The 24861-nt window shown below is 70.3% G+C and carries 23 protein-coding genes and 1 pseudogene; 4 read left to right on the forward strand and 20 right to left on the reverse strand.

Going from position 1 to position 24861, the window contains the following annotated elements; all coding sequences use genetic code 11:
- Positions 1 to 68: 68 nt before the first annotated feature.
- The 17 genes and pseudogenes from GBA65_RS12215 to GBA65_RS24390 form a co-directional block, all read right to left on the reverse strand.
- A complete protein-coding gene (locus GBA65_RS12215; RefSeq protein WP_166396790.1) occupies positions 69 to 992 on the reverse strand; it encodes a RecQ family zinc-binding domain-containing protein in 924 nt (307 codons plus the stop codon).
- Positions 989 to 2101 carry a RecQ family ATP-dependent DNA helicase gene (locus GBA65_RS12220; RefSeq protein ID WP_166396791.1) on the reverse strand — a complete coding sequence of 371 codons (1113 nt, stop codon included), beginning with the start codon at positions 2099 to 2101 and terminating at the stop codon, positions 989 to 991. The genes GBA65_RS12215 and GBA65_RS12220 overlap by 4 nt, the downstream gene beginning before the upstream one ends.
- 128 nt (positions 2102 to 2229) lie before the next feature.
- The gene (locus GBA65_RS12225) at positions 2230 to 3069 is read right to left on the reverse strand and encodes a hypothetical protein (RefSeq protein WP_166396792.1); all 840 of its coding nucleotides are present in this window, start codon (positions 3067 to 3069) and stop codon (positions 2230 to 2232) included.
- Between the two features lie 13 nt (positions 3070 to 3082).
- Entirely contained in the window at positions 3083 to 3643 is a 561-nt protein-coding gene (pgsA, locus tag GBA65_RS12230) for a CDP-diacylglycerol--glycerol-3-phosphate 3-phosphatidyltransferase (RefSeq protein WP_166396793.1), read from the reverse strand.
- Between the two features lie 154 nt (positions 3644 to 3797).
- Entirely contained in the window at positions 3798 to 5195 is a 1398-nt protein-coding gene (locus tag GBA65_RS12235) for an NAD(P)/FAD-dependent oxidoreductase (RefSeq protein ID WP_166396794.1), read from the reverse strand.
- Between the two features lie 129 nt (positions 5196 to 5324).
- Entirely contained in the window at positions 5325 to 5723 is a 399-nt protein-coding gene (locus tag GBA65_RS12240) for a secondary thiamine-phosphate synthase enzyme YjbQ (RefSeq protein ID WP_228281298.1), read from the reverse strand.
- Between the two features lie 196 nt (positions 5724 to 5919).
- Entirely contained in the window at positions 5920 to 6222 is a 303-nt protein-coding gene (locus tag GBA65_RS12245) for a metal-sulfur cluster assembly factor (RefSeq protein ID WP_166396796.1), read from the reverse strand.
- Between the two features lie 272 nt (positions 6223 to 6494).
- Entirely contained in the window at positions 6495 to 6818 is a 324-nt protein-coding gene (locus tag GBA65_RS12250) for a hypothetical protein (protein WP_166396797.1), read from the reverse strand.
- On the reverse strand, positions 6815 to 7507 hold the full coding sequence (locus GBA65_RS12255; RefSeq protein WP_166396798.1) for a DUF4153 domain-containing protein: 693 nt from the start codon (positions 7505 to 7507) through the stop codon (positions 6815 to 6817). The genes GBA65_RS12250 and GBA65_RS12255 overlap by 4 nt, the downstream gene beginning before the upstream one ends.
- Positions 7508 to 7567: 60 nt before the next feature.
- Positions 7568 to 8296 (reverse strand): DUF4153 domain-containing protein, encoded by a 729-nt coding sequence (locus tag GBA65_RS12260; RefSeq protein ID WP_166396799.1) that lies wholly within the window; start codon positions 8294 to 8296, stop codon positions 7568 to 7570.
- Between the two features lie 201 nt (positions 8297 to 8497).
- Positions 8498 to 8740, reverse strand: coding sequence for a hypothetical protein (locus GBA65_RS12265; RefSeq protein WP_166396800.1), 243 nt, complete (start codon positions 8738 to 8740; stop codon positions 8498 to 8500).
- A gap of 12 nt (positions 8741 to 8752) precedes the next feature.
- A complete protein-coding gene (locus GBA65_RS12270; RefSeq protein ID WP_166396801.1) occupies positions 8753 to 10318 on the reverse strand; it encodes a DUF2339 domain-containing protein in 1566 nt (521 codons plus the stop codon).
- A 205-nt stretch (positions 10319 to 10523) separates the two neighbouring features.
- Positions 10524 to 10646: pseudogene (locus GBA65_RS26480) on the reverse strand (hypothetical protein); the annotation flags it as partial.
- Between the two features lie 306 nt (positions 10647 to 10952).
- The gene (locus GBA65_RS12275; protein ID WP_166396802.1) at positions 10953 to 11408 is read right to left on the reverse strand and encodes a hypothetical protein; all 456 of its coding nucleotides are present in this window, start codon (positions 11406 to 11408) and stop codon (positions 10953 to 10955) included.
- A gap of 689 nt (positions 11409 to 12097) precedes the next feature.
- Complete coding sequence (locus GBA65_RS12280) at positions 12098 to 13306, reverse strand: MFS transporter (RefSeq protein ID WP_166396803.1); 1209 nt, start codon at positions 13304 to 13306, stop codon at positions 12098 to 12100.
- Positions 13307 to 13405: 99 nt separating this feature from the next.
- Entirely contained in the window at positions 13406 to 13570 is a 165-nt protein-coding gene (locus GBA65_RS12285; protein ID WP_166396804.1) for an NUDIX hydrolase, read from the reverse strand.
- Positions 13570 to 14103: an NUDIX domain-containing protein gene (locus GBA65_RS24390; RefSeq protein WP_323127096.1), complete on the reverse strand. Its 534-nt coding sequence runs from the start codon at positions 14101 to 14103 to the stop codon at positions 13570 to 13572. Before GBA65_RS24390 ends, GBA65_RS12285 begins: the two co-directional genes overlap by 1 nt.
- A gap of 208 nt (positions 14104 to 14311) precedes the next feature.
- Between GBA65_RS24390 and GBA65_RS12295 the strand changes: the two genes are divergently transcribed.
- A complete protein-coding gene (locus GBA65_RS12295; protein WP_407691015.1) occupies positions 14312 to 15343 on the forward strand; it encodes a rod shape-determining protein in 1032 nt (343 codons plus the stop codon).
- A gap of 28 nt (positions 15344 to 15371) precedes the next feature.
- On the opposite strand, the gene GBA65_RS12300 is transcribed toward GBA65_RS12295, so the two are convergent.
- Positions 15372 to 18773 (reverse strand): PAS domain S-box protein, encoded by a 3402-nt coding sequence (locus GBA65_RS12300; RefSeq protein ID WP_166396806.1) that lies wholly within the window; start codon positions 18771 to 18773, stop codon positions 15372 to 15374.
- Between the two features lie 497 nt (positions 18774 to 19270).
- Between GBA65_RS12300 and GBA65_RS12305 the strand changes: the two genes are divergently transcribed.
- From GBA65_RS12305 to GBA65_RS12315, 3 genes are all read left to right on the forward strand, one after another.
- Positions 19271 to 20545, forward strand: coding sequence for a flavin-containing monooxygenase (locus GBA65_RS12305; protein ID WP_207955721.1), 1275 nt, complete (start codon positions 19271 to 19273; stop codon positions 20543 to 20545).
- 86 nt (positions 20546 to 20631) lie between these two features.
- Positions 20632 to 21705, forward strand: a complete 1074-nt coding sequence (locus GBA65_RS12310; protein WP_166396807.1) for an alpha/beta hydrolase — start codon at positions 20632 to 20634, stop codon at positions 21703 to 21705.
- A gap of 39 nt (positions 21706 to 21744) precedes the next feature.
- On the forward strand, positions 21745 to 22578 hold the full coding sequence (locus GBA65_RS12315; RefSeq protein WP_166396808.1) for an SDR family NAD(P)-dependent oxidoreductase: 834 nt from the start codon (positions 21745 to 21747) through the stop codon (positions 22576 to 22578).
- Positions 22579 to 22594: 16 nt separating this feature from the next.
- Here the strand turns inward: GBA65_RS12315 and GBA65_RS12320 are convergent, their stop codons facing one another.
- Together GBA65_RS12320 and GBA65_RS24395 are read right to left on the reverse strand one after the other, a co-directional pair.
- Positions 22595 to 24343: a putative bifunctional diguanylate cyclase/phosphodiesterase gene (locus GBA65_RS12320; protein WP_166396809.1), complete on the reverse strand. Its 1749-nt coding sequence runs from the start codon at positions 24341 to 24343 to the stop codon at positions 22595 to 22597.
- 119 nt (positions 24344 to 24462) lie between these two features.
- Positions 24463 to 24810: a glycosyltransferase family protein gene (locus GBA65_RS24395; RefSeq protein ID WP_228281299.1), complete on the reverse strand. Its 348-nt coding sequence runs from the start codon at positions 24808 to 24810 to the stop codon at positions 24463 to 24465.
- Between the last annotated feature and the right edge of the window lie 51 nt (positions 24811 to 24861).

The raw sequence follows: 24861 nt of genomic DNA on the forward strand, positions 1-24861 counted from the left end.
CGGGACGGCGGCGGCGCCGCGCCCGGATCGGAGCAGGCGCTCGGCGGCGGCGAGATGTTCTTTGTAGGCTAGCGCCCCTCCTCGGGCGCACCCTCGACGGGCACAGGCTCCGGTTGCGCGTCTTCGGCGAGGGCCTTCGTGCCCCCGCCGTTGATCAGGGCGAGGATCTCCTCGCCGTAGCGGGCGGCGCGGCGGAGGCCGATGCCCTTGATCGTGCCGAGCTCGTGTACGTTCCTCGGCTTGCGGCGCGAGATCTCCTCCAGGTGCGAGTTGTGCAGGACGACGTAGGCCGGGACCCCCTGGCTCCTGGCCTGTTCGCCCCGCCAGCCCCGCAGGCGCTCGAAGAGCTCCCCGTCGATCTCGGCGATGGGGGCGCCGTTCGCGAGGGGCGCGCCCCCAGGCAGGGGCGCAGACGATGTATCCCACGAGGCGCCCGCGTCGGCGGCGTGCGCCTCGCCGAGACAGACGTCGCAGCCGGCGCAGGGGGCCACCTCCTCGGTGTCGCCGAAGTGGCGGAGGAGGTGCTCGCGGCGGCAGGTGGAGAGGGTCGTGTACGTCTCGACCGTGCGGATCTGGTCGTACGCCGCCCGAGTTCGGGACTTGAGGCGAGACGCGATGGCCCCGCGGCTCTCGTCGTCGAGACCGCCGGTCTTGAGACGTATGTCGGCGAGGGAGCCGCGGGGCGTGGCGTCCACGAGGCCGTCGACCATCAGCCGGAAGAGCGCGGACTGCGCCACGACCGGGCGCACGCCGGCCTTCCGGGCGAGCTCGGGCAGGGAGACCGTGCCCTCCCCGGGGAGCGCCGCGTGGACCTTGGAGATCTCCTCGCGCAGCTCCCCGGGCTCCTCCTCGACCCGGCGCACCTCGACCTCCCCCCACAGGTCGTAGCCGCGCGCCAAGAGCCCGGCCTCCTCCATCCCGCCGAGGAGCACCCCCGCCACGTCCCCGTCGACGCCGCCGAGGGAGCCCAAGGAGGACGGCGGCACGTTCACCCGCCCCCCTCCCCCGCGACCCCGGAGAGGGCGCGGAAGAAAGATCCGACCTCGTCGGTGCCGGCCGCGTTCACCGTCACGAGCCGCTTGCGCCGCCCGAGGTCCGCGCCCCGGTACAGGACGACGCAGGACGCGTCCGCCCCGTCGCGCCCCGCCCTCCCCGCCTCCTGGATGTACGCCGGCAGGCTCCCCGGGACGCTCGCGTGCACCACGAACCTCACGTTCGGCTTGTCCACGCCCATGCCGAAGGCTATCGTCGCGACCACGACGTCGACCTCGTCGGTCATGAAGCGCTCCTGCACGCTCGTACGGTCCCCCGGCGAGAGCCCCGCGTGGTAGTGGGCGGCGTTGACGCCCGCGCGCCTGAGCCCAGAGGCGAGCTCCTCGCATTCTTTCCTCGTGGTGCCGTAGACGATCCCGGGCGGGGGGGTGTGACGGATCACGTCGAGGATGCGCGGGAGCTTGCCGTCCTTGTCCCTGACGGGCAGGACGCGGTAGGTGAGGTTCGGCCGGTTGAAGCTCGTCACGACCACCTCGGGGTCGCGCATCCTCAGGGAGCGGAGGATGTCCTGCCGGACGCGCGGCGTCGCGGTCGCGGTGAGGGCGAGGACCGGCGGGCTGCCGAGGTCGCGGACGGCGCGGGGCAGGAAGAGGTAGTCCGGCCGGAAGTCGTGGCCCCACTCCGAGATGCAGTGGGCCTCGTCGACGACGAACAGGCCCACCCCGGCCCGCCTCAGGGCGAGGACGAACTCCAGCGAGCGCAGGCGCTCGGGGGCGACGTAGAGCATCCGGATCTCGCCGGTCCTCACCTTCCGCTCGACCTCCCACCGCTCCTCCGGCGAGAGCCCGGAGTGGAGCGTCGCCGCCGTCGTCACGGAGCTCTGAAGGAGGGAGTCGACCTGGTCCTTCATCAGGGAGATGAGGGGCGAGACGATCACCGTAAGGCCCTCACGCATGAGCGCCGGCACCTGGTAGCAGAGGCTCTTCCCGCCCCCCGTCGGCATCACCGCCAGCGTATCGCGGCCCTCGAGGACGGCGTGGATCACGCCCTCCTGACCGGGACGGAACGAGTCGAAGCCGAAGATCTCCTTGAGGACGTTTAGAGGCATAAAGGCAATATAACAGCCGCCCGACGGCTTTCAGTCATCAGTTTCGGATGAGCCGCCGACTCGAAGGCGGCCCGGCCGGGCACCAGGAATGGGCCCGTCCAACGGGAAGCGAGGACCGGCGGTGCCGATCACTCGTCCGACGGACGCGTGTACTTCGGGATGGGTTTGAGGCCGCGCACCTGGCCGGGCGGCCTCTCGCGTCGCTCTCCCTCGTCCTGCTCGGCCCCGTAGCCCTCCTCCGCGGCGTCCAGGAGGCCGTCCATCGTGCGGCGCGCGTCGGTGCAGGCCTTCTGGTACGCGAGCTTGAAGCCGACCGCCGGGGCGGCGAGGGCCGGCAGGACGCCGAGAAAGTAGACCCAGTCGCCGGTGCCGGCGAAGCCCGCGATCGCCAGCGGCAGGGCGAGGGTCGCCCCCAGGATGCCGCTGAGGGAGAGGTACTCGCTGCGCTGGTTGGAGACGTCCGCGGTGAGGTTGGCCGCGGCGCGCCCCTGCTCCACGTCCTCGACCCTGAGCTCGACGGAGCGGGCCTTGTGCAGGGAGCGGTTCCCGGAGAAGTCGAGGGCGCGGCGGACGGTGCCGAGCAGGTCCCCCGCGTCGAAGATGCTGCTCCCCTCGGTCTTCTGGCGCATCTTCAGGCCCTGCTCGCGCCTGAGGAGGTCCTCGAGGTGCTCCCTGACGACCTCGGCGGGCCGCTGGACCTCGCGGACGCTCCTGAGGCGCGACGGTCCGTAGAACCTCCGCGCCGGGGTGAACGGCTCGGCGGTCCTGTCGCTGTAGAGGTCGAAGAGCGCCCGCCGGACGTCGTGCTCGGAGATGCCGGCGGCGGCGGCGACCTGCACGAGGACCTCCGGGGAGACGGACTGGCCCTCCCCGCTCCGATCCTTGCGGCGGGCCCTGAGCTCGGCGGCGCGCCGCAGCACGATCTCGACCTCGCCGGGCGTAAGACGGTTCTCGGGTACTTCGGGCATAGGAGAGTTGGGGCTACGCCCTGTTCTGACCGGCGGTGGCGGCGAGGATCCTCGGGGTGTCCTTGAGGTACGACCAGCCGGAGAAGAGCGTGAGGATGAGGGCGACGAACATGGTCCAGTAGCCCAGGGAGGCCATGAGCGTGCCGCCGACGCCGGCGTAGGCGAGGAGCAGGATAAAGATGGCGAGGCTCTGGGCGTTCATCTTCGCCTTGCCCCAGCGGTTCGCGGCGATGACCTCGCCGGATTCCAGCGCCACCATGCGAAGTCCCGTCACGGCGAACTCGCGGACCACCATGATCGCGGCCATCCACGAGGGCATCATCCCCTCCCCGACGAGGGCGAAGAAGAGCGAGACGATGAGCGCCTTGTCGGCGATGGAGTCCATAAGCTTGCCGAAGGCCGTGACCTTGCCGGTCCGCCGGGCCAGGACGCCGTCGAAGTAGTCCGTGAGGATCGCCGCGACGTAGATCGCGAGCACCGCGAAGCGGCTGCCGGGGAACGGCACGTAGAGCGCCGCCATCACCGGCAGGATGGCGACGATGCGGGCCAGGGTGAGCTGGTTCGCGAAGTTCACGCCATCATCCCCGGTATGGGGGTTACCCCGTCGCTAGCTTCCATTGTGCCACGATACACCACCGCGTCGTGTCCTACCCTCCGCAAGCCGTTAGACCGGGGCTAACGTAGCACCTTTGCCGCCGGGTCTCAAGTGACATGAGCGGGGCCCCGGACTACTCCTGCGAGGTCCCGCGGATCTGCGTGACGGCGGGCCGGACGAAGAGGGCGGAGATCCAGTCGGCCGCGATGCGGACCCTGCTCTGCGGGCTGTTGAGCCTGACGAGGTAGGCCATGCGCCAGAAGATCGCCGCCGCGAGCCCCGAGAAGCGCACCCCCATGACCTCGTTTACCGCGAAGTCGCTCCCGAGCTCGACAAGCTGGCCGAGGGGCTTGTACTCGAATTTCTCCAGCTCGTCCTCACGCCCGTCGATGGTCGCGAGGATGTTCTTCGCGACGGTGTAGCCCTCCTGGCCGGCGGCCTGAGCGGTCGGGGGGACGAACCTCCCCTCGGCGCCCTCGCGCACGTCCTGTATGGCGGCGCAGTCGCCGATCGCCCAGATGCCAGGGTAGCCCTCGACGCGCAGGTACTCGTCGACCTTTATCCCGTTGCGCTCGTCGACGGGGAGGCCGAGGTCGTGGATCGCGACGTTCGGGCGGTTGCCGGCCGTCCAGATTACGTTCTCGGACTGGATCACCTCGCCGCCCTTGAGCCTGACCTCGTCCTCCGTGACCTCCTCGGCGAACGTGCTGGTCATGACCTCGATGTTCTCGTTGTAGAGCCGGGTGCGGGCGGCGCGCTGCAACGACGGGTCGAGCTCCGGCAGGATCTGGGGGAGCCCTTCGAGCAGGAAGACGCGGACCCTGTTCGGGTCGATGTTCGGGTAGTCGGGGGCGAGGGCCTCGTGGACGAGGGTGTGGATCTCCGAGGCGACCTCGGTCCCCGTCGCGCCACCGCCGATGACGACGAAGGTCAGCTTCGACTCGGGGATCTCGCCGCGCATCAGCGAGACCTCCTCGAAGCGCTCGATGACGCGGTTGCGGATCCTCTCGGCGTCCTCCACACCCCTCATGTGCAGGGCGTGCTCCTCGACGCCGGGGATGCCGAAGAAGTTGGGCTGTCCGCCGAGCGAGATCACGAGCTGGTCGTACGGGAAGTCCAGGCCGCCGTCGGCCACGATCCTCTTGTTCTCGTGGTCGATCTCCTTGAGCTTGGCCCTCCGGAAGCTGGCCCCGGCGGTGATGAGCGCCCGCCTCAAAGGCTGGGCGACGTTGCGGGAGTCGATGTCGCTGCTGACGATGCCGGGGACCATCGGCCAGAAGGTGAAGAAGTTGTCGCGCGCGACGACGAGTACGCCTACGTCCTCGCGGCCCTTGGTTAGCTCGGTTATCTTCGTCGCAGCAGAGTAACCGCCGAAGCCGCCCCCGACGATGCAGACCTTGTTGTCGAACTGCTCGTAGCGTGGCTTCTCCCAGGGGGCGTACCGCGGCCTCGGGTTGAGCGCCCTTCTCAGCGCCCCGAGGGCGAGTACGGTACCCCCGACAACGAGCCCGCCGTTCAACAATCTACCCATAAAAAGAACCTCCAGCCCTTCGACTTACCCGGGTGCTACCCGCGAGCTCGCGCGACTTCACATTGATTACCTGATGATACAAGATAACCGGACGTGCGTACGGCCTCCGAAGGGCTGAAACGGCCCCGCTCAGGCCCCGTAGACGGCGACGCGCACGGTCCTCCGGCGCGGCCCGTCGAACTCCGCCAGAAACACCCCCTGCCAGCGGCCCAGGTCCACCTCCCCGCCCCTGACCAGAAGCTGCTGGGCCTGCCCGAAGAGGCTCGTCAGGAGGTGCGAGTCGCTGTTCCCCTCGGCGTGCTCGAACCTCACGTCGAGCCCGCCGAGGAGCGCGCGGCAAGCAGCGGCGAGGTCGCGTGGGACGTCCGGGTCGTAGTCCTCGTTCACCGTGATCGCGGCCGTCGTGTGCGTCGAGGAGACGAGGCAGATCCCGTCCCCCACCCCCGACTCGCGCACGGCGTCCTTCACCCCGTCGGTGATGGAGACGAACTGGTAGCGCTCGTCCGTCCGGACCGATAACTCGCTCACTTGCAAGCATGCCTCCTCTCGCTCGGCAGGTCTTCGGTAGTCTCCCCGCAACGCACTGGCGCTACTCAGAGCGGGCGTCATACGACCCCGGCGAGGACGCTCGCGTCGTCCGAGGGAGTTCCTGGCGATCCTCCACGCATGAAGAGGGGGCGACGGGGTTTGCACCCGTCGCCCCCTCTTCTACGAAGCTCTTCCTCTAACGGCCGAAGAAGAGCTTGGCGGCGGGGCTCATCATCTCCGGACTCCACATCGGCTCGAAGGTGAGCTGTGCGTTGACTGTCTCGACGCCCTCGATGGAGAGGGCCTCGGTCTCGACCTGCTCCTGAATCATGTCCCCCACCGGGCACATCGGGCTGGTCAGGCTGAACGTGACGTCGATGTGCCGACCCTCCTCGTGCACGCCCACGTCGTAGATGAGCCCTAGCTCCACGAGATCCATCCCGATCTCCGGGTCGATAACGTTCCTCAACTGGTCCCTCACGCGCTCCTCGGTAAGCACCTCTCACCTCTCGTGTAGATCGTGTTTTGCTCCAAACCTAATTGTAAAGCCACCCCCGCCCATTTCCACTCGCGCCGCCCCTCGATGCATCCGTAGCATTAAGAAGTTTTCGCGCAGCGTTAAGAAGTTGTTACACCTGTTCCACTTATCCACCGCCGTGCCGCTTGTATCCACAACATCTTGTGGATAACTCCGGTTCTGACGGTCGAAACACCACCCCTAGACCCCATTGAGCCCGTAGTGACGAGGTCGTGTGGGTCCTGCGTCCTGCCTCAGCAGTCTTCCGCCGGCACGAACGCGACCTCGAGCTCGCCCTCGGCCATGAGGTCCTCGACGAGGGCCGCTATGCCCGCGCGGGTGATCTCGCGGACCACGATCACGCCCGGCGCCCAGAAGTAGAGGCCGGAGCGCTCGCCCCGTCGGCGCCATTCGTCGAGGATGGCCCGGACTCCCTCGGGGGTGTGGAGCCTCGCGAACCGGCGACGCCCGTCCCGGAACCGGACCTCCACGTACGCGTACCGGGGCGGGTCCAACCCGTCGGCGAGGACGTGGAGGGCGTAGCCGGGCTTCTCCGCGCGCGTGCCCGGGCTTCTCATCCGGCCCTCCGGAGAGGGGGCGCCTCCGCTAAGGGCTCCGCGGGCAGGTCGGCGACGGCCTCGCGCGCCCGAGAGCGGGAGAGGTTGTAGGTGCGCCAGTCCCCCGGTGCCTCTCCCGCCCAGCGCGCTTCGAGCCGGGCTTCGAGGTCGCGGCGGGCCCCCTCGGGCAGCCGGGGCAGGCCGGCCGACAGCGCAGGGACGGCGTCGGCGCTGAGGGAGGCGAGGTACGCGACGTCGAGCTCCTCCCCCCTCTCGGCGCGAGCGAGGTTCGTGCGCACGATGAGGGCGTCGGGGCTCATGATGTTGAGAAGGGCGACGGCGAGGAAGCCGGTGGCGAGGGCGGAGGGGGCGAAGAGGGGCCGGCGCTCGCGGAGGACCGTGAGGAGAAAGAAGACGAGGACCACGAAGATCCAGGCCATAAAGGCCGTCGTGTACAGCCTGAGCTCGGTGAGGCCGAACTCGGCGGTGTACAGGCGCATCCTCTGCAGGGCCGAGAACATTACGATGAACAAGAGGGTCACGAGGGAGGCGGAGAGGCCGCGGAGGATCCGCCGGTGCGCGGGCTTCTCGCTCCGGAGCAGCCAGTGGGCGAGGAGCAGCAGGGGGAGTACGAGGGCCGTCACCGTCACGAGCTCGAAGAAGCCGCGCCTGGCGTACTCGGCGTAGGTCAGGCCGGTGGAGGCGAGCACCCGGCCCTCGCCCCGAAGAGGTAGCGCGCCTGCACGGCGACGAAGAGCAGGAAGAGGCCGTTAAGCAGGCCAAGAGAGACCCGAGCTCCACGATCCCGAGCCCGAGGAAGGCCGGACGCCGGGGCGCGGGCAGCTCTCCCCGACGAGGGCGAGGCGGAGGAGGCCCGAGGAGACCCAGGCGAAGAGCGAGATCAGGAAGAGGTGCCCGAGGAGATCCGGCAGGTCGAAGTCGAAGAGGCCGACGACGAGGTCCTCGAAGACGGCGTCGGCGGCGGCGAAGAGGGCGCCGAAGAGCAGGAGCAGCGGCGCGGCGATGGCCAGGCCGCGCAACACCCCGAGGACGGTGCCGTAGCCGCCGAGCCGCAGCTCGCGGAGGGAGACGTCGCGGGCGAGGAGCGGGACGGGCCCGGCGCAGGCGTACAGCGCGGCCTGCAGGCCCCAGTAGAGGTAGTCGGAGAGGCCGGCCACGAGCGTGCCCGAGCGGCTCCTGGAGACGACCAGCGAGAGCGCGACGAGGAGCGAGAGGCCGTTGACGACGGCGAGGGTGTCGGAGTCGCGCCAGGCGAAGAGGGCCGCGAAGAGGAGGAGCGGGGCGACGAGGAGGCGTCCCTCCCCACGCAGACCGACGCCGCGCCACGCGGCGAGGGAGGCCGCGAGCCCCACGAGGGCGAGGGCGAAGAGGAAGACGTTCAGGCCCCACGGGGTCGCGCGGAGGAGGCCGTCTCCCAGGAGCCCGATGATAGCCGCCGCGCCCGCTATCCCGAGCCCCAACTTCGTCCTCTCGCTCACGGAGTTCCGCCTCTCCTGTCCGGGGTCGCGCCGCAGCCCCGAACCCTAACGGGCTCGGGTAACAATACGGTGGACGGAGCGGTTAAGGAGATGGAAGGTTTCGGAAGAACGCCGGGCCGCGGATAACAGACCGAAACAGGGGACGAGAATCCGGCAGGGGTCCGTTCTCCGCAGCCAGGCGCGCCTCGTCCCGGGGCCGGTTTACGCGTGGGTGAAGATCCAGGCCACGAGCAAGTTCGTGGCGCCCCCGGCGAGCGCGCCGAGAAAGGAGGCTCCGAGGGCCCTGGATCTGGGGTGCTCCTGTTCGTTGTCGGGCCTGGTGAGGGGCCTCAGGGCGACGTAGGTGCACAGGAAGCCGAGCGTTGCACCGATGCCGAAGTACAGGACGACCACCATCAGGCAGACAAGGGCTACAAACCACCACGGGAGATCGAGATTCGTCACGTTCGACCTCCTTCACGACTCTTCGGAGCCCGGGATAGGCCCGTTTCTTCCGGGGCGCCACAGGGAGCGGGTGTAGAAGCTCAGGGCGAGGAAGAGCGCGCCGAAGCCGAGGAAGAGGAGGACGCGCCAGACCGCTTCTATGGAGGCGAGGTCCACGAGGAAGAGCTTGCCGACGACGAGGAAGAGCGTCGTCATGCCGGCCCTGAAGAGCGAGACGCGGTCGAGGCGGAGCCCGGCGACGAGGAGGGCGACGGCGTAGGAGCCCCAGGCGACGGTGACGTAGGCCTCCCCGCCCGGCGGCATCGAGAGCTCGCGCCACAGCCACGCCAGAAAGGCGGCGTGCGCCGCCAGCCCATAGACCCGCGCGAGGCGGCGCGGGGAGACGGCGCCGGGCAGGAGGCCCGCGAGCGCGAGGAGCGCTATCACGGCGAGGTCCGCGAGGCCCTGGGCGTTGAAGATCGGGGCGCCGGGGTAGCCGGGGGCGAGGGTCCCGCCGACGAGGCGGGCGCCGAGCCAGACCGCTACCGCGGCCGAGACGACGTGCGCGACCTCCCCCGTTCCCCCGCGAGGGAGACGGCGGGAGACGAGGTGCAGTGCCACAGCGTAGAACGCCCAGGAGAGGAGCGCCCACGTCTCGCCGTACGGGAGCGGGAGAAGCTCACGCGCGAGCCAGGCCAGGACCGCCGCGTGCGCGAGGGCGCGGTACGTGGAGGTCGCTCCCCGCGGCGACAACTCCCGGGATGAGAGGAAGGCGAGGACGATGACCGCGAGGTCGGTGAGGGAGGCGGCGCCGAGGAACGGGGCGGGGAGCGACCCCGGGAACGGGCCGACGAGCAGCCCGATCAGGAGCCGCCCGCACACCCAGACCGCGACGGCGGCCCACAGGACGTGGGCCTCGAAGGAGAGGACCCTGCTGGAGATACGACGCGCCGCGGCGTGCAGGACCGCCGCCTCCGCGGCGAGGGCGAAGAGGAGCGCGTCGCCGTCGAGCACCAGCACCATGGAGATCGTCAGCAGGAGCAGCGCGACGAGCGCCTGCGTGAAGGAGAGTGAGGCGGACTGGATGTGCGTCCCCTCGAGGCGCCGGAGGGCGAGGGCCGCGAGCGCGTAGAGCGCGGCCGCGGCAAGGGCGACGGAGCCGAGGACTCCGCTGGCGGGCTGCCAGATGGCCTGCGTGAACGCGAGCGCGACGAGCGGCGACGAGACGGAGGTGGCGTGTGCGAGGACGCCGCCGCCGACGAAGGCATTCGCCGGGGAGGGAAGCGCAGCCGGGTAGCGGGCGCGCAGCGCCTCACGCAGAGTGGGGACGAGCCAGAAGAGCAGCCAGGCGAAGGAGACACCGAGTTGCAAGGCGACCAGGTCTTCGGGGTAGCGGCCCGTGGTCGGGGAGGGGGCGCTCCAGAAACCTGCCAGGAGCACGCTCCAGCCGCCGACGAAGGAGACGGCGAGGAGCGAGGGCCAGCCCCTGTACGCGTAGATCGCGCCGGTCCCGGCGAGGACGACGCAGGCGTAGAGGACGAGGCCGCCGAGGGTGCCGGAGCCGTCGTCGAGGAGGAACGGGGTGCCGAGGGCGCCCACGGCGCCGACGAGGGAGAGCGCGACGCTGCCCCGCGCACGGAGAGGGAGAAGGCCAGGAGGGTGACCGCCACCATAAATGCGAAGGCGAGCGCGTGCGGCACGAGGGAGTAGAGGTTGTAGGCGGCGAAGCCCGTCGCGTAGAAGGTGCCGACGCCCCGCCGAGCAGGATGCGGGAGAAGGATCTGCGGTCCGCGTAGACGCGCAGGCCGAGGGTCGTCAGGGTCGCGCCGAGCGCGAGGCCGAAACCGACCCGGACGGCCGGCGTGATCCACCCGCGCTCCACCGAGAGCAGGTAGAGGAACGCCACCCCGAAGAGCAGGAGCCCCACCCCGATCTTGCCGAGCCACCACTCCCCGCTCCGGTAATCCCGAGGTCCCCAAGGTCGAAGGGCAACCGGCCGAAGAAGCCTCCCCCGCCGGGCTTCGCGCCCCGCGGCTCGCGCGAGGTCTCGGGAAATGCTGCCGCTACCGGAGCGGGGGCATGGCGTTGGAACGGTCTCGAGAGGACCGTTCGCGGCGTCTCAGAGGATGGTCGATCCCGGTTGCGGCCGTCCAGGCGGCGGAGTTCGTCCCGCATCTCCGCCGCCTCCCTCTCCAGGCGCTCGACCCTTTCGGCCAGCGTAGCGTCCGCGCGCTCATCCATCGTTCTCGTCCCTTCTCGTAAAGTCTTTCTCTCCGGCGAGCCCTTCCTCGGACCACGGGTCGCGCAGAGCTCGCTCGGCCTCGTCGAGCTTGCACAGGGCGGCTTCCGCCTCCGTCGAGAGGCGGCGGAGCTCGGGCAGCGCCGCCTCGGGGTCCTCCCCGACGAGGGCCGTCGCCGCGACGAAGCGCTCCCAGAAGCCGCCCGATACGGCCTCGCGGAGCAGCCCTTCGGCCCCGCTCCGACTCCCTGCGCTGGGCCTTCGTTCGAGCCGCCTCATGCGGCCGAGTACGGCCATCTCCCTCTCCGCGAGCAGCATCACCCGCGGGGCGAGGGCGGAGAGGGCAGCGTCGGCGTCGCGACGGGCGGCGACGAACCGGACGCCCTTCTCGGGTCCCGGGGGATTGCGGTAGCGCTCGCCCCGGAGGAAGTAGCCGAGCAGCGAGATCACGGCGACCGTGCCCCCGCGAAGAGGGCCACGGACGTGGCGGAGATTCCGGACCCCGTGGCCGTCTCGTGGCGCGAGGGGACGGACGGCAGGGTCCGCGGGGCGCGAGCCGGTCTTCGAGCCCGCGCGCCGCGGCGATCAGGCCGGCGCCGTAGGAGCCGCGGCGGAACCTGGAGGTCATGAGGTCGGAGAGGTAGCGCTCTTCCCGGTCCGAGAGGCCCGGCGCTTCCACGAAGGAGCCCGTCCCCTCGAAGGGATCCACGAGGACGACGATGCCGTCGGGGGCGTTGACGTCCTCGGCGAGCACCGGCATCGGGGTCTCCGTGGCGTGACCGGCTGCGTCGGGCGGGGAGTAGTAGGTCCAGCCGGTCGAGACCCTGCGACCGGTCTCGTCCACGACGACGTCGACGTGGATCGTGCGACCGGTCCTGCGCTCGGCCTCGTCCATCGCTCGCGCGACCTCGGCTGCCTCGTTCCGATCGAGCAGGCCCGTCGGCTCGGGCCGGCGGAGGGAGGCGACGCCCGTCTGCTCGTCCGCGCTCGCGGGGAGCGCGAGGGCTGCGAGCAGGATCAGGGCTGCTGCGGGGACCGTTCCTTGCATGGATCGATCCTACGGCGTATGCGTGGGGGCGTCGTCGTCCGGGAGGGGCCATTCTCCTGGCCCGCGTGGTGCTTAAAGCACTATGGGAGCCCTAGCGGATCAGGACGAGGGCGAGGAGGGACATGACGACGGCGAGGACCGCGGCGGCGAAGTAGGCCCCGCCGAGCCCGAAGCCCGCCGCCGCGGCGGACATCAGGAGCGGCCCCACGGTCTGGCCGAGGCGGAGGATGGTGCTGTTGAGGGCGAGGAAGGCGCCCCGGTTCTCCGTCGGGGCGGCGGCGGTCAGGAGCGAGAAGGAGTTCGGGAGGTTGAGGCTCTGGGCGACCCCGAAGACGACGGTCGCGACGAGGAGCGTCCACACGTTCGGGGCGAGGGGGACGGCGCAGAGGGCGACGGCGTAGAGGATGAAGGAGAGGCGGATCAGCGCCTTCTCGGAGAACCGGGACGAGAGCCTCCCCATCTGGGTCGAGGTGAGGGCGGTGGTGAGGGAGGAGCTGGCGACCACGACCCCGATGACGAACGGGGATGCCCGGAAAAACTCGTTCATCAAGATTGGGAGGTACGTGATGAGCGAGCCGAAGAGGATCACGAAGGTGACGAGGCTGCCGACGAAGAGGCCGGCGACGCGCTTGTCCCTTACGTGCTCCCACACGCTGCCGAAGTACTCCTTGAACCCCTGCTCGTTTCTTACGTCCGGGTTATGGAGCGAGAACATCACGAGAAAAGCTATGGGGATGGCGAAGAGGGGGAGCGCGAAGGGGTAGTACCAGGCGAAGGTAGCCAGGGCGCCGCCGATGGCGGGGTAGCTCGCCGTGCCGATGCTCAGGACCGAGGAGTTGTACCCGAGGGCCTCGGTGCGTTCGTTGCCGAAGAAGAGGTCCCCGATCAGGGTGACGTTCGTCGCCCCGAGCGACGCGGCCCCCACCCCCTGCAGGGCGCGCAGCCCCAGAAGAAGCTCGAAGTCGCGGACGAACATGCAGGCCCCGCCGGCGATTCCGAAAAGGAACAGCGAGGGGACGAGGATGGCCTTCCTTCCGAACCTGTCCGAGAGCACCCCCGATACGAACGTGAGCAGCACGCCCGGCAGCGTGAAGAACGTGATGAGCAGGACGACCTGCCCCGGCGAGACGCCGAGCTCCTGCACGATCGTCGGGAACGCCGGCGTGATGCTCGACGTCCCGAGGACCGCCATCAGCGTGACCGTCCAGACGACGTGCAGGTTGTGGTCCTTCCAGACGGAGTGCGGGTGCTCCCCTACGGTCTCGTCCGTGTCCCCTTCGTGTCTCCGGGTGGTAGCCATTCGCGCGACTCTACCGCGCCGGAACGGCGCACGACGTAAGGCCGTTACCAGAACCTCGAAAACTCGTCTGCGAGGGGGACGATCCCGTAGGGGCCGGGGCTAGCGGAGGAGCGCCCTCGCGTCCCAGCCGAGGCGAGCGAGGAGGTTGGCGGTCATGGCGGCGGTGGCGCCCCAGATCTCGTGCCCGCCGACCGCGAAGAGGGGAACCTCGATGCGGCGTCCGTCCCGCTCCCAGACCTCCGTCTTGAGGGAGCCGGGCGACATCAGCTCCTCCAATGGGACGCTGAAGATGACCTCGACCTCGTCCGGGGCGAGGACCAGCTCGGCCTCCGGGGGCAGGAGCGCGACGAACGGCTTGACGAGGAAGCGGCTCGGGGGACGTACATGTCCTCCATCTCCCCCACCACCTCGACGAGGTCGCGCCGGAGGTCCACCTCCTCCTCGGCCTCCCGGAGCGCGGTCTCCAGGAGCGAGGCGTCCCCGGGGTCCACGCTCCCCCCGGAAACGAGACCTGCCCGGCGTGGTCCCGCAGCCCGTCGGTCCTCAGCGTATACACGACCCTCGCCCCGCCGGACGTTTGCAGGATCGGGACGAGCACGGCGGCCCGGCGCGCGTCGTCGTCCGGCACCCGGGGCCTGAGCTCCCCCGTCGTCAGGTCCCGGGGCCTGAAGCCGTCGTACACCTCCCGCCAGCCGGGCAGGGGGACGCTCAGCGCCCGGCGCAGACGCGCCCGCAGATCCCCGTTCTCCGCCGCCTCGGTCACGCCACCCATCATAAAGCAGGGGGCTCGCTTCCAGAACGGGCGTCTCCTATGTTCGGGGCGGGGATTCCCGAGGACGCCGGGCAAGATAAATCTTCGTGAAACCTTCGGCGGCGGCCGATCGGCGGCCCTCTTTCTAGTGACGGTCGATATAATCCCCGGCAGGTGGGTAAGTGCCCGTGGCGCGAGGAATTTGTGGGGTTCCTCCTTTGGGCCGCGAAAGCCGGCGAACCTCGAGGTTGGGAATGGGCATGGTCGGAGGACTGTTCGGGAGTGACGTTGCGATAGATCTTGGCACGGCGAACACGCTCGTGTACGTCAAGGGGCGCGGGGTGGTCCTCTCCGAACCCTCGGTCGTCGCCATAAACCTGAGGACCGACAAGGTCGTCGCGGTCGGCGCGACGGCGAAGAGCATGATCGGGCGGACCCCTGGCGACGTGGTCGCCGTGCAGCCCCTCAAGGACGGGGTGATCGCGGACTTCGAGGTGACGGAGAAGATGCTCTCCTACTTTGTCCGCAAGACCCAGCCGACCAGGCGGCTGCTCCGGTCCCTGATCGGGCCGCGCGTGGTGGTCTGCGTCCCCTCCGGCGTCACGGACGTGGAGCTGAGGGCGGTGAAGGAGGCGACGGAGTCGGCCGGGGCGCGCCAGGCCTACATCATCGAGGAGCCCCTGGCGGCGGCCATCGGGGCGGGGCTGCCCGTCAACGAGGCCGAAGGGTGCATGGTCGTCGACGTCGGCGGCGGGACGAGCGAGGTCGCGGTCATGTCCTTGGGCGGCATCGTGACCAAGTCTTCGGTCCGCATCGCCGGCAACGACTTCGACGCGGCGATCACGGGCTACATCCAGAGGGAGTACAAGCTTGCCATAGGCTCCCAAACGGCGGAGCAGCTCAAGATCGAGCTCGGCAGCGCGTGTCCGTTGGAAGAGGAGGACGAGGCCGAGATCCGCGGGCGCGACCTCGTCGAGGGCCTGCCGAAGACGATAACGGTGACGAGCGAGGAGATCCGGGAGGCGATCAGCATGCCGCTCGAAGCCGTAGTCGCGGCGGTCCGCGACACCCTGGACCGGACGCCCCCCGAGCTCGCATCGGACGTCATGGACCGCGGCATGATCCTCGCCGGCGGCGGCGCGCTCCTCAGGCACCTCGACGAGCGGCTGCGCCGTGAGACCGGCATCCCCGTGCACATCGCCGAGGACGCCCTCTCGTGCGTCGCCCGGGGCAGCGGTCAGTTTCTGGAGGAGATAGAGCTCTACCGGGGCGCCCTGGTCGGCTAGGTCCACCGCCGTCCCCTGAGGGGCGCGCCTATCCCAGCGGGCGAGCTCTCGCGAGGAGCGTCGAGGCTTCCTCGCTTGGGAGGGGCCTGGCGAAGTGGTAGCCCTGCGCGAGGTCGCACCCCATGCCCCGCAGGAGCGCGAGTTGCTCCTGCGTCTCCACGCCCTCGGCCACCACGTTCAGGCCCAGGGCGTGGGCGAGGTCCACGATGCCGGAGACGAGCACCGCGTCCCCCGGGTCCTCCCCGATACCGTCGACGAAGGAGCGGTCGACCTTGAGGTAGTCGACGGGGAAGCGCCTGAGGTAGGAGAGCGACGAGTAGCCCGTCCCGAAGTCGTCGATCGCGAGCCGGACGCCCAGGGCCTTGAGCTCCCCGAGCGTGCCGACGGTGGAGCGCGCGTCGTTCATGACGACGCTCTCGGTGATCTCGAGGACCAGGCGGCCCGGCTCCAGGCCGCTCTCACGCAGGGCGCGGGCGACGTCCCGGGCGAGGTCGGGGTGCTCGAACTGCCTCGCCGAGAGGTTGACGCTCATCACGCGGGGCGGGCCGTCCGGGCGGAGGTCCTGCCACGCCCTCGCCTGGCGGCACGCCTCCTCGAGCACCCAGCGGCCCATCGGGACGATAAGCCCGGTCTCCTCGGCGACGGGGATGAAGCGGGCCGGGGCGACGAGCCCGTGCTCGGGGTGCTCCCAGCGCACCAGCGCCTCGAAGCCGACGACCTCGCCGGTCTCGAGGGAGACCTCGGGCTGGTAGTGGACGCGGAACTCGCCGCGCTCGACGGCCCTCCTCAGGTCGGTGCCCATCCTCAGCCGTCCGAGGGCGGGGGCGTCCATGCGCGGCTCGAAGACCTCGTGGTTGGCCTTGCCCTTCTTCTTCGCCTCGTACATCGCCATGTCCGCCTGGCGCAGCAGATCGTCCGGCAGCCCCGGGCGCGGGTCCCCGCCGCCGAGGGCGATGCCGATGCTGGCGGAGACGAAGACCTCGTGCTCCCCGAGCGTGAATGGGTCCCGCAGCGCCTCCGCTATGCGCCCGGCGGCGCCGGTCGCCTCGTCACTGCCCCGGACGTCCTCGAGCAGGACGGCGAACTCGTCGCCGCCGAGGCGCGCGAGCGTATCCTCCGGGCGCAGGCAGGTCCCCAGACGTTCGCCGACCGCGACGAGCATGCGGTCGCCCACCTCGTGGCCCAGGGAGTCGTTGACCACCTTGAAGTCGTCGAGGTCCACGAACAGGACCGCGGCGTGAGCCTCGCCGCGGTCGAGGGCGTGCCCCAGGCGGTCCATGAACAGGGCGCGGTTGGGGAGTGCGGTCAGCCCGTCGTGGAGCGCCTGGTGCGTCAGCCTCTCCTCCAGGGCCTTGCGCTCCGTGACGTCGCGGGAGTTGACCACGATCCCCCGCACGCTCGGCTCGTCGAGGAGGTTGGCGCCGCTGGATTCGAGGTGGCGCCACGAGCCGTCCGCGTGGCGGAAGCGGTACTCGATGTACGGGTTCGCCCCGCTGTCCTCGGAGAGCTTGGCGAACGCCCTGAGCACCCTCGGGGCGTCGTCCGGGTGTATGAGGTCGAAGGTCGTGCTCCCGATCAGCTCCTCCGGCGCGTAGCCGAGCATCCCCTCGATCGCGGGGCTCTCGTAGAGGACGACGCCGTCGGCCGTGAGCACCGTGATCAGGTCCGAGGCGTTCTGGACCAGAGAGCGGAAGCGTTGCTCGCTCTCCTTGAGGGCGTCCTCTGCCTCCTTGCGCTCGGTGATGTCGCGGAGCGTAACGACGATCCCGCCCACGCTCGGCTCTTCGAGCAGGTTGTTGCCGATGCCCTCGACGTAACGCCAGGAACCGTCGGCGCGGCGCATGCGCAGCTCCAGCACGGGCTTGACGCCCGGCGTCTCGTTGCTCTCGGCGTGAAAGGCCCGCACGCGCTCCACGTCGTCGGGGTGGACGAGCGCGTAGGCGTCCGTGCCGATCAGGTCCTCGGGGAGGTAGCCCCAGATCCCGCGAACGGACGGGCTTACGTACTCGATCTCGCCGTCGCCGGTCATGAGCACGATGATGTCCGAGGCGTGCTGGATGAGCGAGCGGAAGCGCTCCTCGCTCTCGCGCAGCGCCTCCTCGGCCTCCTTCCGATCGGTGACGTCGCGCGCCACCAGCATGAGACGCGGCTTGCCGCCCATGCGGAGCGGCATGAGCCCGAGCTCCACGCTCACCGGCCGCCCACTCTTGTGGAGGATCGTGACCTGCCGGCGGCCGAGGAAACCTTCGGGGAAGCCGGTGCGGCGGCGCAGGCGCCCCTCGGCCCACGCCCTGTGCTCGGGCGGGAGCAGCTCCACGACGGACTCCATGTTCTCCAGTTCCTCGAGCCCGTACCCGCTGATCGCGCAGAAGGCCTCGTTGGCGTACACGACGCGCCGGTCTTCGACGATGAGCAGCCCCTCCCCGGCCTCGCTCTGGGCCCTGAGCAGGGTCTCGTAGAGGTCCCTCTGCTGCCGCAGGTCCTCCTCGGTCTCCTTGCGTTCCGTGGCGTCGTCGAAGGTGACCACGGCGCCCTTCAGCTCGTCGTTCTCGAGGACCGGGTTGCTCGCGTACTCGACCGGGAACGCGGTGCCGTCCCTGCGCCAGAACACCTCCCCGTCGGCCCTCTTGGTGATCCCGTTGCGCACGGCCAGGTAGTTGGGGCACTCCTCCCGCGGGTACGGGCTCCCGTCGGGACGGGTGTGGTGAACGAGGTCGTGCATGTTCTCGCCCACGAGCTCCTCGGGCTCGTAGCCGAGCATGGCGGCGGCGGCGGGGTTGGCGAACTCGATCTTCCCCCCGACGTCGAGGCCCAGGATCCCCTCGACGGCGGAGCGCAGTATCCGCTCGTTGTGGCGGGCCAGGCGCCCGACCTCCCTCCTCCGCCGGGCCTCCTCCTCCCGGGCGGCCCGCTCGCGACCGAGCGAGCCGAGGGTCTCGAGCCTGCTCACCACCGCCCTGCCGAACGCTTGGAGCAACTTCAGGTCGTGCTCGTCGAACTCGATCGGCTCCGCGCTCAGCAGGCAGAGGGAGCCCACGACGTGTCCCTCGGAGGTGAGCAGGGGCACCCCGGCGTAGAAGCGGACCCCGTAGAGCGCGCAGACGGGCTCCTCCTCGAACCCGCCCGAACACAGGAAGTCGCGCACCACCAGGGGCGCCTCCGTGCCCACCACGTGGCGGCACACCATCTGCTCCCGCGGTCCCCGCCGGTCCCTCGCAAGATCCTCGGGGAGCTCCCCCGACCAGGCCCTGAAATAGAGGGACCTCGAGAGCAAGAGGTTGATCGAGCAGAGGTCGGTCCCGAACGCCTCGCGCGCATCGTCGACCAGCCCCTGCAGGACGTGATCCGCCTCGTACCGAACCGCGTCCAGGCGATCCAACGCCTCCAGACGCGCCCTCTCACGCTCTCCCCGATCCCCCACCATCGTCATGCCCTACCCCACCAGCGCGTTGTAATGTGCCGTAAGCCCTGCCACAGGTTCCTACCTTTATTATCGGCTGACGCGAATAATTCTTTAACTCGCGCCCCGCCGCAAGCGCTCGCGGCGCGCGGGATGCTCCTGCCCGGTCGGGATCAGAGGCGAGCCGGAGCTCCGCCGCGCGGCCGTTATAATCGGCACGGGTATGGGTCGCAAGCGAGGGAGGGGCGCCGTATGACAACCATGGAGACCCGTTCGGGGGTTGGAGAAGAGGGCGGTCGCGGCGGGCGGCACGTGCGCGTCGTGGTCGTCGGCGCCGGCTTCAGCGGACTCTCGGTCGCCTGGCGGCTGCGCGGGCGGGGGAGGAAGACTTCGCCGTCCTGGAGCGCGCCGGGAGCGTCGGGGGGTGTGGCGGGACAACACCTACCCCGGGGCGGCCTGCGACGTGCCCTCGCACCTCTACTCGCTCTCCTTCGCGCCGAACCCCGAGTGGGACCGTTCGTTCTCCAGTGGCGGCCAGATCCGGGGCTACCTCGAAGGGTGGTCGAGAAGGGGGCCTCGCGCCCTGGATCCGCCTGGGGGAGGAGCTCCTCGACGCGACCTGGGACGACGACGCCGCGCGGTGGCGCATCACCACGACGCGGGGACACATGAGCGCGGACGTCCTCGTGGCCTGCGCGGGACCGCTCACGGAGCCCGTCTACCCGCACGTGGCCGGGCTCCATCGGTTCCGGGGGAAGATGATCCATTCCAGCCGCTGGGATCACGGGCACGACCTCTCCGGCGAGCGCGTCGCCGTCGTCGGTACCGGGGCCTCGGCCGTCCAGATCGTGCCGGAGCTTCAGCGGCGCGTCGAGGGGCTCCACGTCTTCCAGCGCACCCCGGGCTGGGTGGTGCCGCGTCCGGAGCGCGAGGTCTCGGAGGGGGAGAAGCGCCTGCTGCGGAGGGTGCCGGCGCTCGTGACGCTGTACCGGCTCAAGCAGTTTCTCGTCCGCGACGGGCTGAACTACCGCATGATCCGGCGAAACCCGGTGGTGCGCCGGCTCTTCGAGCGGGCGTCGCGCTCCCACCTGGAGCAGCAGGTCGGGGACCCGGACCTCCGCGCCAGGCTCAGGCCGGACTACGAGATCGGCTGCAAGCGCGTCCTGATCTCGAACGACTTCTACCCCGCCCTGGATCGTCCGAACGTGGAGCTCGTGAGCAGCGCGCTCCGGGAGGTCCGGGAGGGGAGCGTCGTCGCCGCCGACGGCACGGAGCGCGAGGTCGACGCCATCGTCTTCGCCACGGGCTTCGAGACGACGACGCCCCCGGTCTTCTCCCTCATCCGGGGCCGCGCGGGGCGCTCGCTGAACGAGGTCTGGGGCGGCAGGCCCCGCTTCCACCGCGCCACGACGGTCGCGGGCTTCCCCAACTTCTTCAACATCTGCAGCGCGGGCACGGGCTCCGGGCACGGCTCCATGATTTGGAAGGCCGAGGCCCAGACGGCCTACGTGATGGACGCCCTGCGCCTGATGCGGGAGAAGGGCCTCTCCAACGTCGAGGTGCGCGCCGACGCGCAGGATCGGTACATGGAGTGGGTCGGCGAAGACCTCGACCGGACGGTGTGGGCCCGCGGAGGCTGCGTGAGCTGGTACCTCGACGACGGCCAGAGGCCGAGCCTCATGTGGCCGCGCACGATGTGGGGCTTCCGCCGCATGCTGCGCCGCTTCGACCCCGAGCACTACCACCTCCGCCCCGTCCGGCGCGCCCCGAAAGCCCCGCGAGAAGAGGCGATCCGCGCCTGATCCCCCCTCGCCACCCCCCCGGCAGCGGGCCTGCTCGTGGGTCCCTCGACAGCACCTTGCGATCCAGACCAGGAAGGCGGCAGCCCTTGAAGTCCACCCTCTCCGCGCGCCAACGCCTCGAGCTGCGCGCCGCGCGCCTGCTCTGCACGCTACCGCCGCGGGCGCAGGTCCGGCTCTCCGGCCGCCCCCCGGTGCGCGTGGACGGCCAGACGCTGGAGCCGGACCTGCAGCTCGCCCTCTCGGTGCTGGAGCGCCGCGGGGCTCCCCCGCTAGAGACGATGCCGCCGGCCGAGGCCCGTGAGGCCTACCGCCGCCAGACCGCCGTCTCGGGGGGCGAGCCGGTCCCCGTGGGCGCCGTGCGAGACCTGACGGTTCAGGGCGCGGAGGGGAGGCTCTCCGCGCGCCACTACGCCCCCGACGAGCCCGGGGGCCCGCATCCTCTCGTCGTCTTCTTTCACGGCGGCGGCTTCGTGATCGGGGACCTGGACACCCACGACGCCCCGTGTCGCCTCCTCTGTCGCCACGCCGGGGCGCACGTGCTGGCCGTGGACTACCGGCTCGCGCCGGAGCACCCGTTCCCGGCGGCGGTCGAGGACGGCCGGGCGGCGTTCCGCTGGGCGCTCGCGCACGCCGCGGAGCTCGGCGCGGACGCGGACAGGGTCGCCGTCGCGGGCGACAGCGCGGGGGGCAACATCGCGGCGGTCGTCTCGTGGCAAGCGGCCCGGGAGGGCGGGTCGGCGCCCGTCCTGCAGGTGCTCGTCTACCCCGCCACCAACATGGCGGAACACACGCGTTCGCACGAGCTCTTCGGCGGCGGCTTCCTGCTCACGCGCGAGCTTCTGGAATGGTTCGCGGCCCAGTACGTCGCCGGCGCCGACCCCTCGGACCCGCGCCTCTCGGTGCTGCGCGCCGGGAACTTGAGCGGCGCGGCGCCCGCCCTCGTCGTGACCGCGGGCTTCGACCCCTTGCGCGACGAGGGCGAGGCCTACGCCGACGGGCTGCGCGCGGCGGGCGTGCCGGTCGTTCTCCGGCGGTTCCCCGGCCTCATACACAGCTTCTTCAACGCCGTCGGCACCAGCCGCGTCTCGCGGGAGGCCGTAATAGAGATAGCCGGCGCCACGCGGGCGCTGCTCGCGGGCAGGGGAAGTTCGCGGGCGTAGGGTTGCAACGTCCACTTCGCAGATAGGAGCCGTATCACGATGAAGTCGTTCTCGCGCAAGGTCGCCGCCGTCACGGGCGCGGGGTCCGGCATAGGCCGCGCGCTCTCCATGGACCTCGCCCGGCGGGGCTGCGACCTCGCGCTCGCCGACGTCGACGAGGGGGGCCTCGCCGGGACGGTCGAGGCGGCGCGGCGGCTTGGGGTGAAGGTCTCGGGGACGCGGGTAGACGTCGCCGAGCGCGAGGCGGTCCACGCCTGGGCGGACCAAGCGGCGGCGGAGCACGGCGGGGTCAACCTGATCTTCAACAACGCCGGCGTCGCCCTGGGCTCGACGATCGAGGGCGGGGGCTACGAGGACTTCGAGTGGCTCTTCCGCATAAACTTCTGGGGCGTGGTGAACGGCACGAAAGCTTTCCTGCCCCACCTCAAGTCCTCCGGCGAGGGCCACGTCGTCAACGTCTCCAGCGTCTTCGCCCTCATCAGCGTCCCGGGGCAGGGCGCGTACAACGCCTCGAAGTCCGCGGTCCGCGGCTTCACGGAGGCCCTGCGCATGGAACTGGAGCTGAGCGGCGCGCCGGTGAGCGCGACGAGCGTCCACCCCGGCGGCATCAAGACGAACGTCGCCCGCTCCGCGCGCTCGGACGAGAGCCTGCGGAGCCTCGGCGTCGACCCCGAGGAGAGCCGCAAGAACTTCGAGAAGCTCTTCATCACCGAGCCCGAGAAGGCAGCACAGACCATTTTGTGCGCGGTGCAGAAGGACAAGCGCCGCGTGCTCGTCGGCCCCGACGCCTACGTGATCGACGGGCTGGCGCGGCTGCTGCCCGGCGCCTACCAGACCGTCGTCAAGAAGCTCGTGATGAGGTCCATGCGCTGATCCCGCGGCGGAGCCGCTACTTCCCGGCGTCGAGCCACGCCGCGAGCGCCTCGCCGTCGAGGGGTCTGGAGAAATGGAAGCCCTGGGCGACCTCGCAGCCCAGCTCGCGCAACCGGGCGAGCTGCCCCTCGGTCTCGACGCCCTCGGCGACCACCCGCTCCCCCAGGGCGTGCGCCAGGGTTATCGCCGCCGAGACGATGGCTTCGTCCCGCGGGTCCTCCTCGATCCCGCTCACGATCGAGCGGTCGATCTTGAGGTAGTCGACGGGGAAGCGCTTGACGTGGGCGAGCGAGGAGTAGCCGGTACCGAAGTCGTCGATGGCGAGCTTCACCCCGAGGAGACCAAGGTACTGCACGGTGGCGAGGACGACCGGCGTGTCCTCCGTCAGGATGCCCTCCGTCACCTCGAGGGTCAGCGCGCCGGGGCGCAGCCCGGTCTCGCCGAGGACCCGGGCGACGTCCTCGAGGAGCCCGGGGTCGCGAAACTGGCGGGCCGAGAGGTTGACGCTTACCTCGATGCCCCGTCCCCCGGGGCCCAGGCTGCTCCAATCGCGGGCCCGGCTGCAGGCCTCCCGGAGCACCCGTCGCCCTATGGCGATGATCATGCCCGTCTCCTCCGCCAGGGGTATGAAATCGCTGGGGGACACCAGGCCGCGCTCGGGGTGCTCCCACCTCACGAGCGCCTCCAGCCCCGACGTCCGGCCCGTTGCCGTGTCGATCAGGGGCTGGTAGCGGACCACGAACTCCTCGCACCCGCGCTCCACCGCCCGCCTCATGTCCCCTTCGAGACCCAGACGCTTCGCGGTGCGCGCCCGCATGTCCGCCTCGTACACCTCGTGACGGTCCTTGCCGGACTCCTTGCTCCGGTACATGGCGACGTCTGCGTCCCGCAAGAGGTCCTCGGCGTTGTCCGGCCCGCCCAGGACGATGCCGGTGCTCGTCGTCACGAAGACCTCCTGACCCCTCAGGGCGAACGGCGCGTCGAGCTCCCGTGAGATCCTCTCCGCGACGGCGGTCGCCTCCGCGACGCCCGCCACCCCTTCGAGCAGGACGACGAACTCGTCGCCGCCGAGCCTCGCCACGGTGTCCTCCGGCCTCAGGCAGGACGAGATCCTCCCAGCCACCTCGACGAGGAGGTGGTCTCCGGCCTCGTGGCCGAGGGAGTCGTTGACGAGCTTGAAGTTGTCCAGGTCCGTGAACAGCACCGCGACCCTGCTCAAGCCCCCCTGCCGCTCGACGCGCTTGAGCGCCTGCTCGAGGCGATCGAGGAGCAGGGCCCTGTTCGGGAGACCGGTCAGGGGATCGTGGTAGGCCTGGTAGGCGAGCTTGTCTTCGAGCGCTTTGCGCTCCGTGACGTCCTCGATGATGAGGGTCACCTCGCGCACGTTCCCCGCGTCGTCGTTTACGGGGTAGACGAAGGCCTGCAGCCAGCGCGGCTCGCCCTCCCGCCCGGTCCTGGCCGGATCGTAGTACAGGGGCGGCGGCTTGACCGGGCCCTCGGCCATGCTCGTCTCGATGTACGGCAGGAGCCCCGTGGCGCGCATCTGCGCGTCGTCGAAGATGCTCGTACCCTCGGGCTCCTCGCCCTCCTCGAGGTTCCAGAGCTCGTTCCAGGAGCTGTTTGCCAGGAGCGTCCGCCCCTCGGGCTCGAACACGTGGATCGAGAGCGGAGACTGCTCGATCACCGTCCGGTAACGCGTCTCCGCCTCGCGCCACTCCTGCACCCTGGTACCCCCATCGGCCCCGTTGTCGCGCGCCTGACCCATACGACGATTATCTCATGCAGCAAAACGTATACTTAGCTGCAACATACATCTTTCGATGCATTTACTTCTAACGTGTGCGATCGAGGCCCCGGAGGCGAGGGCCCTGAGCGGCTTCCCCCCTACGGCGCCCGGAGCTCGCGCCAGATGGCGGGGAGGACCTTCGCCGGGTAGCGCCAGCTTATAAAGGAGGCGCCGTGCTCGCGGAGGCGGTAGCGGATGGGGACTTCGAGCAGGCGGAAGCCCTTGCGCACGAGGTCGATGGTGAGGACCTGGGCGTAGTTGTAGTCGTGGATGATCTCGGCGCTCCCCGCGGCCTCCCGCGAGAAGGCCCGCATCCCGGTCTGGCCGTCGGTGATGGGGCAGCGCGTCAGGAGGACGAGCAGGCCGGTGAAGGCGTGGTTGCCGAGCCAGCGGTACGCCCGCATCCCCCCCACCCCGCTCTCCCCCCGGAACCTGCTCCCGAGCACGTACTCGGCCCTTCCGTCGAGGATCGGCCCGACGAGGCGGGGTATGTCCTC

It is taken from the genome of Rubrobacter marinus (assembly GCF_011492965.1).
In the GTDB taxonomy this organism is placed as follows: Bacteria; Actinomycetota; Rubrobacteria; order Rubrobacterales; family Rubrobacteraceae; genus Rubrobacter_F; species Rubrobacter_F marinus.

Excerpts from the sequence above, each read along its gene's own strand:
- GBA65_RS12250 (WP_166396797.1), bottom strand. The coding sequence starts at position 6,818 with ATGAGAAGCCCGGGCACGCGCGCGGAGAAGCCCGGCTACGCCCTCCAC.
- GBA65_RS12300 (WP_166396806.1), bottom strand. The coding sequence starts at position 18,773 with ATGACGATGGTGGGGGATCGGGGAGAGCGTGAGAGGGCGCGTCTGGAG.
- GBA65_RS12220 (WP_166396791.1), bottom strand. The coding sequence starts at position 2,101 with ATGCCTCTAAACGTCCTCAAGGAGATCTTCGGCTTCGACTCGTTCCGT.
- GBA65_RS12295 (WP_407691015.1), top strand. The coding sequence starts at position 14,312 with ATGGGCATGGTCGGAGGACTGTTCGGGAGTGACGTTGCGATAGATCTT.
- GBA65_RS12315 (WP_166396808.1), top strand. The coding sequence starts at position 21,745 with ATGAAGTCGTTCTCGCGCAAGGTCGCCGCCGTCACGGGCGCGGGGTCC.
- GBA65_RS12320 (WP_166396809.1), bottom strand. The coding sequence starts at position 24,343 with ATGGGTCAGGCGCGCGACAACGGGGCCGATGGGGGTACCAGGGTGCAG.
- GBA65_RS12280 (WP_166396803.1), bottom strand. The coding sequence starts at position 13,306 with ATGGCTACCACCCGGAGACACGAAGGGGACACGGACGAGACCGTAGGG.
- GBA65_RS12235 (WP_166396794.1), bottom strand. The coding sequence starts at position 5,195 with ATGGGTAGATTGTTGAACGGCGGGCTCGTTGTCGGGGGTACCGTACTC.
- GBA65_RS12225 (WP_166396792.1), bottom strand. The coding sequence starts at position 3,069 with ATGCCCGAAGTACCCGAGAACCGTCTTACGCCCGGCGAGGTCGAGATC.
- GBA65_RS12285 (WP_166396804.1), bottom strand. The coding sequence starts at position 13,570 with ATGTCGCCCGGCTCCCTCAAGACGGAGGTCTGGGAGCGGGACGGACGC.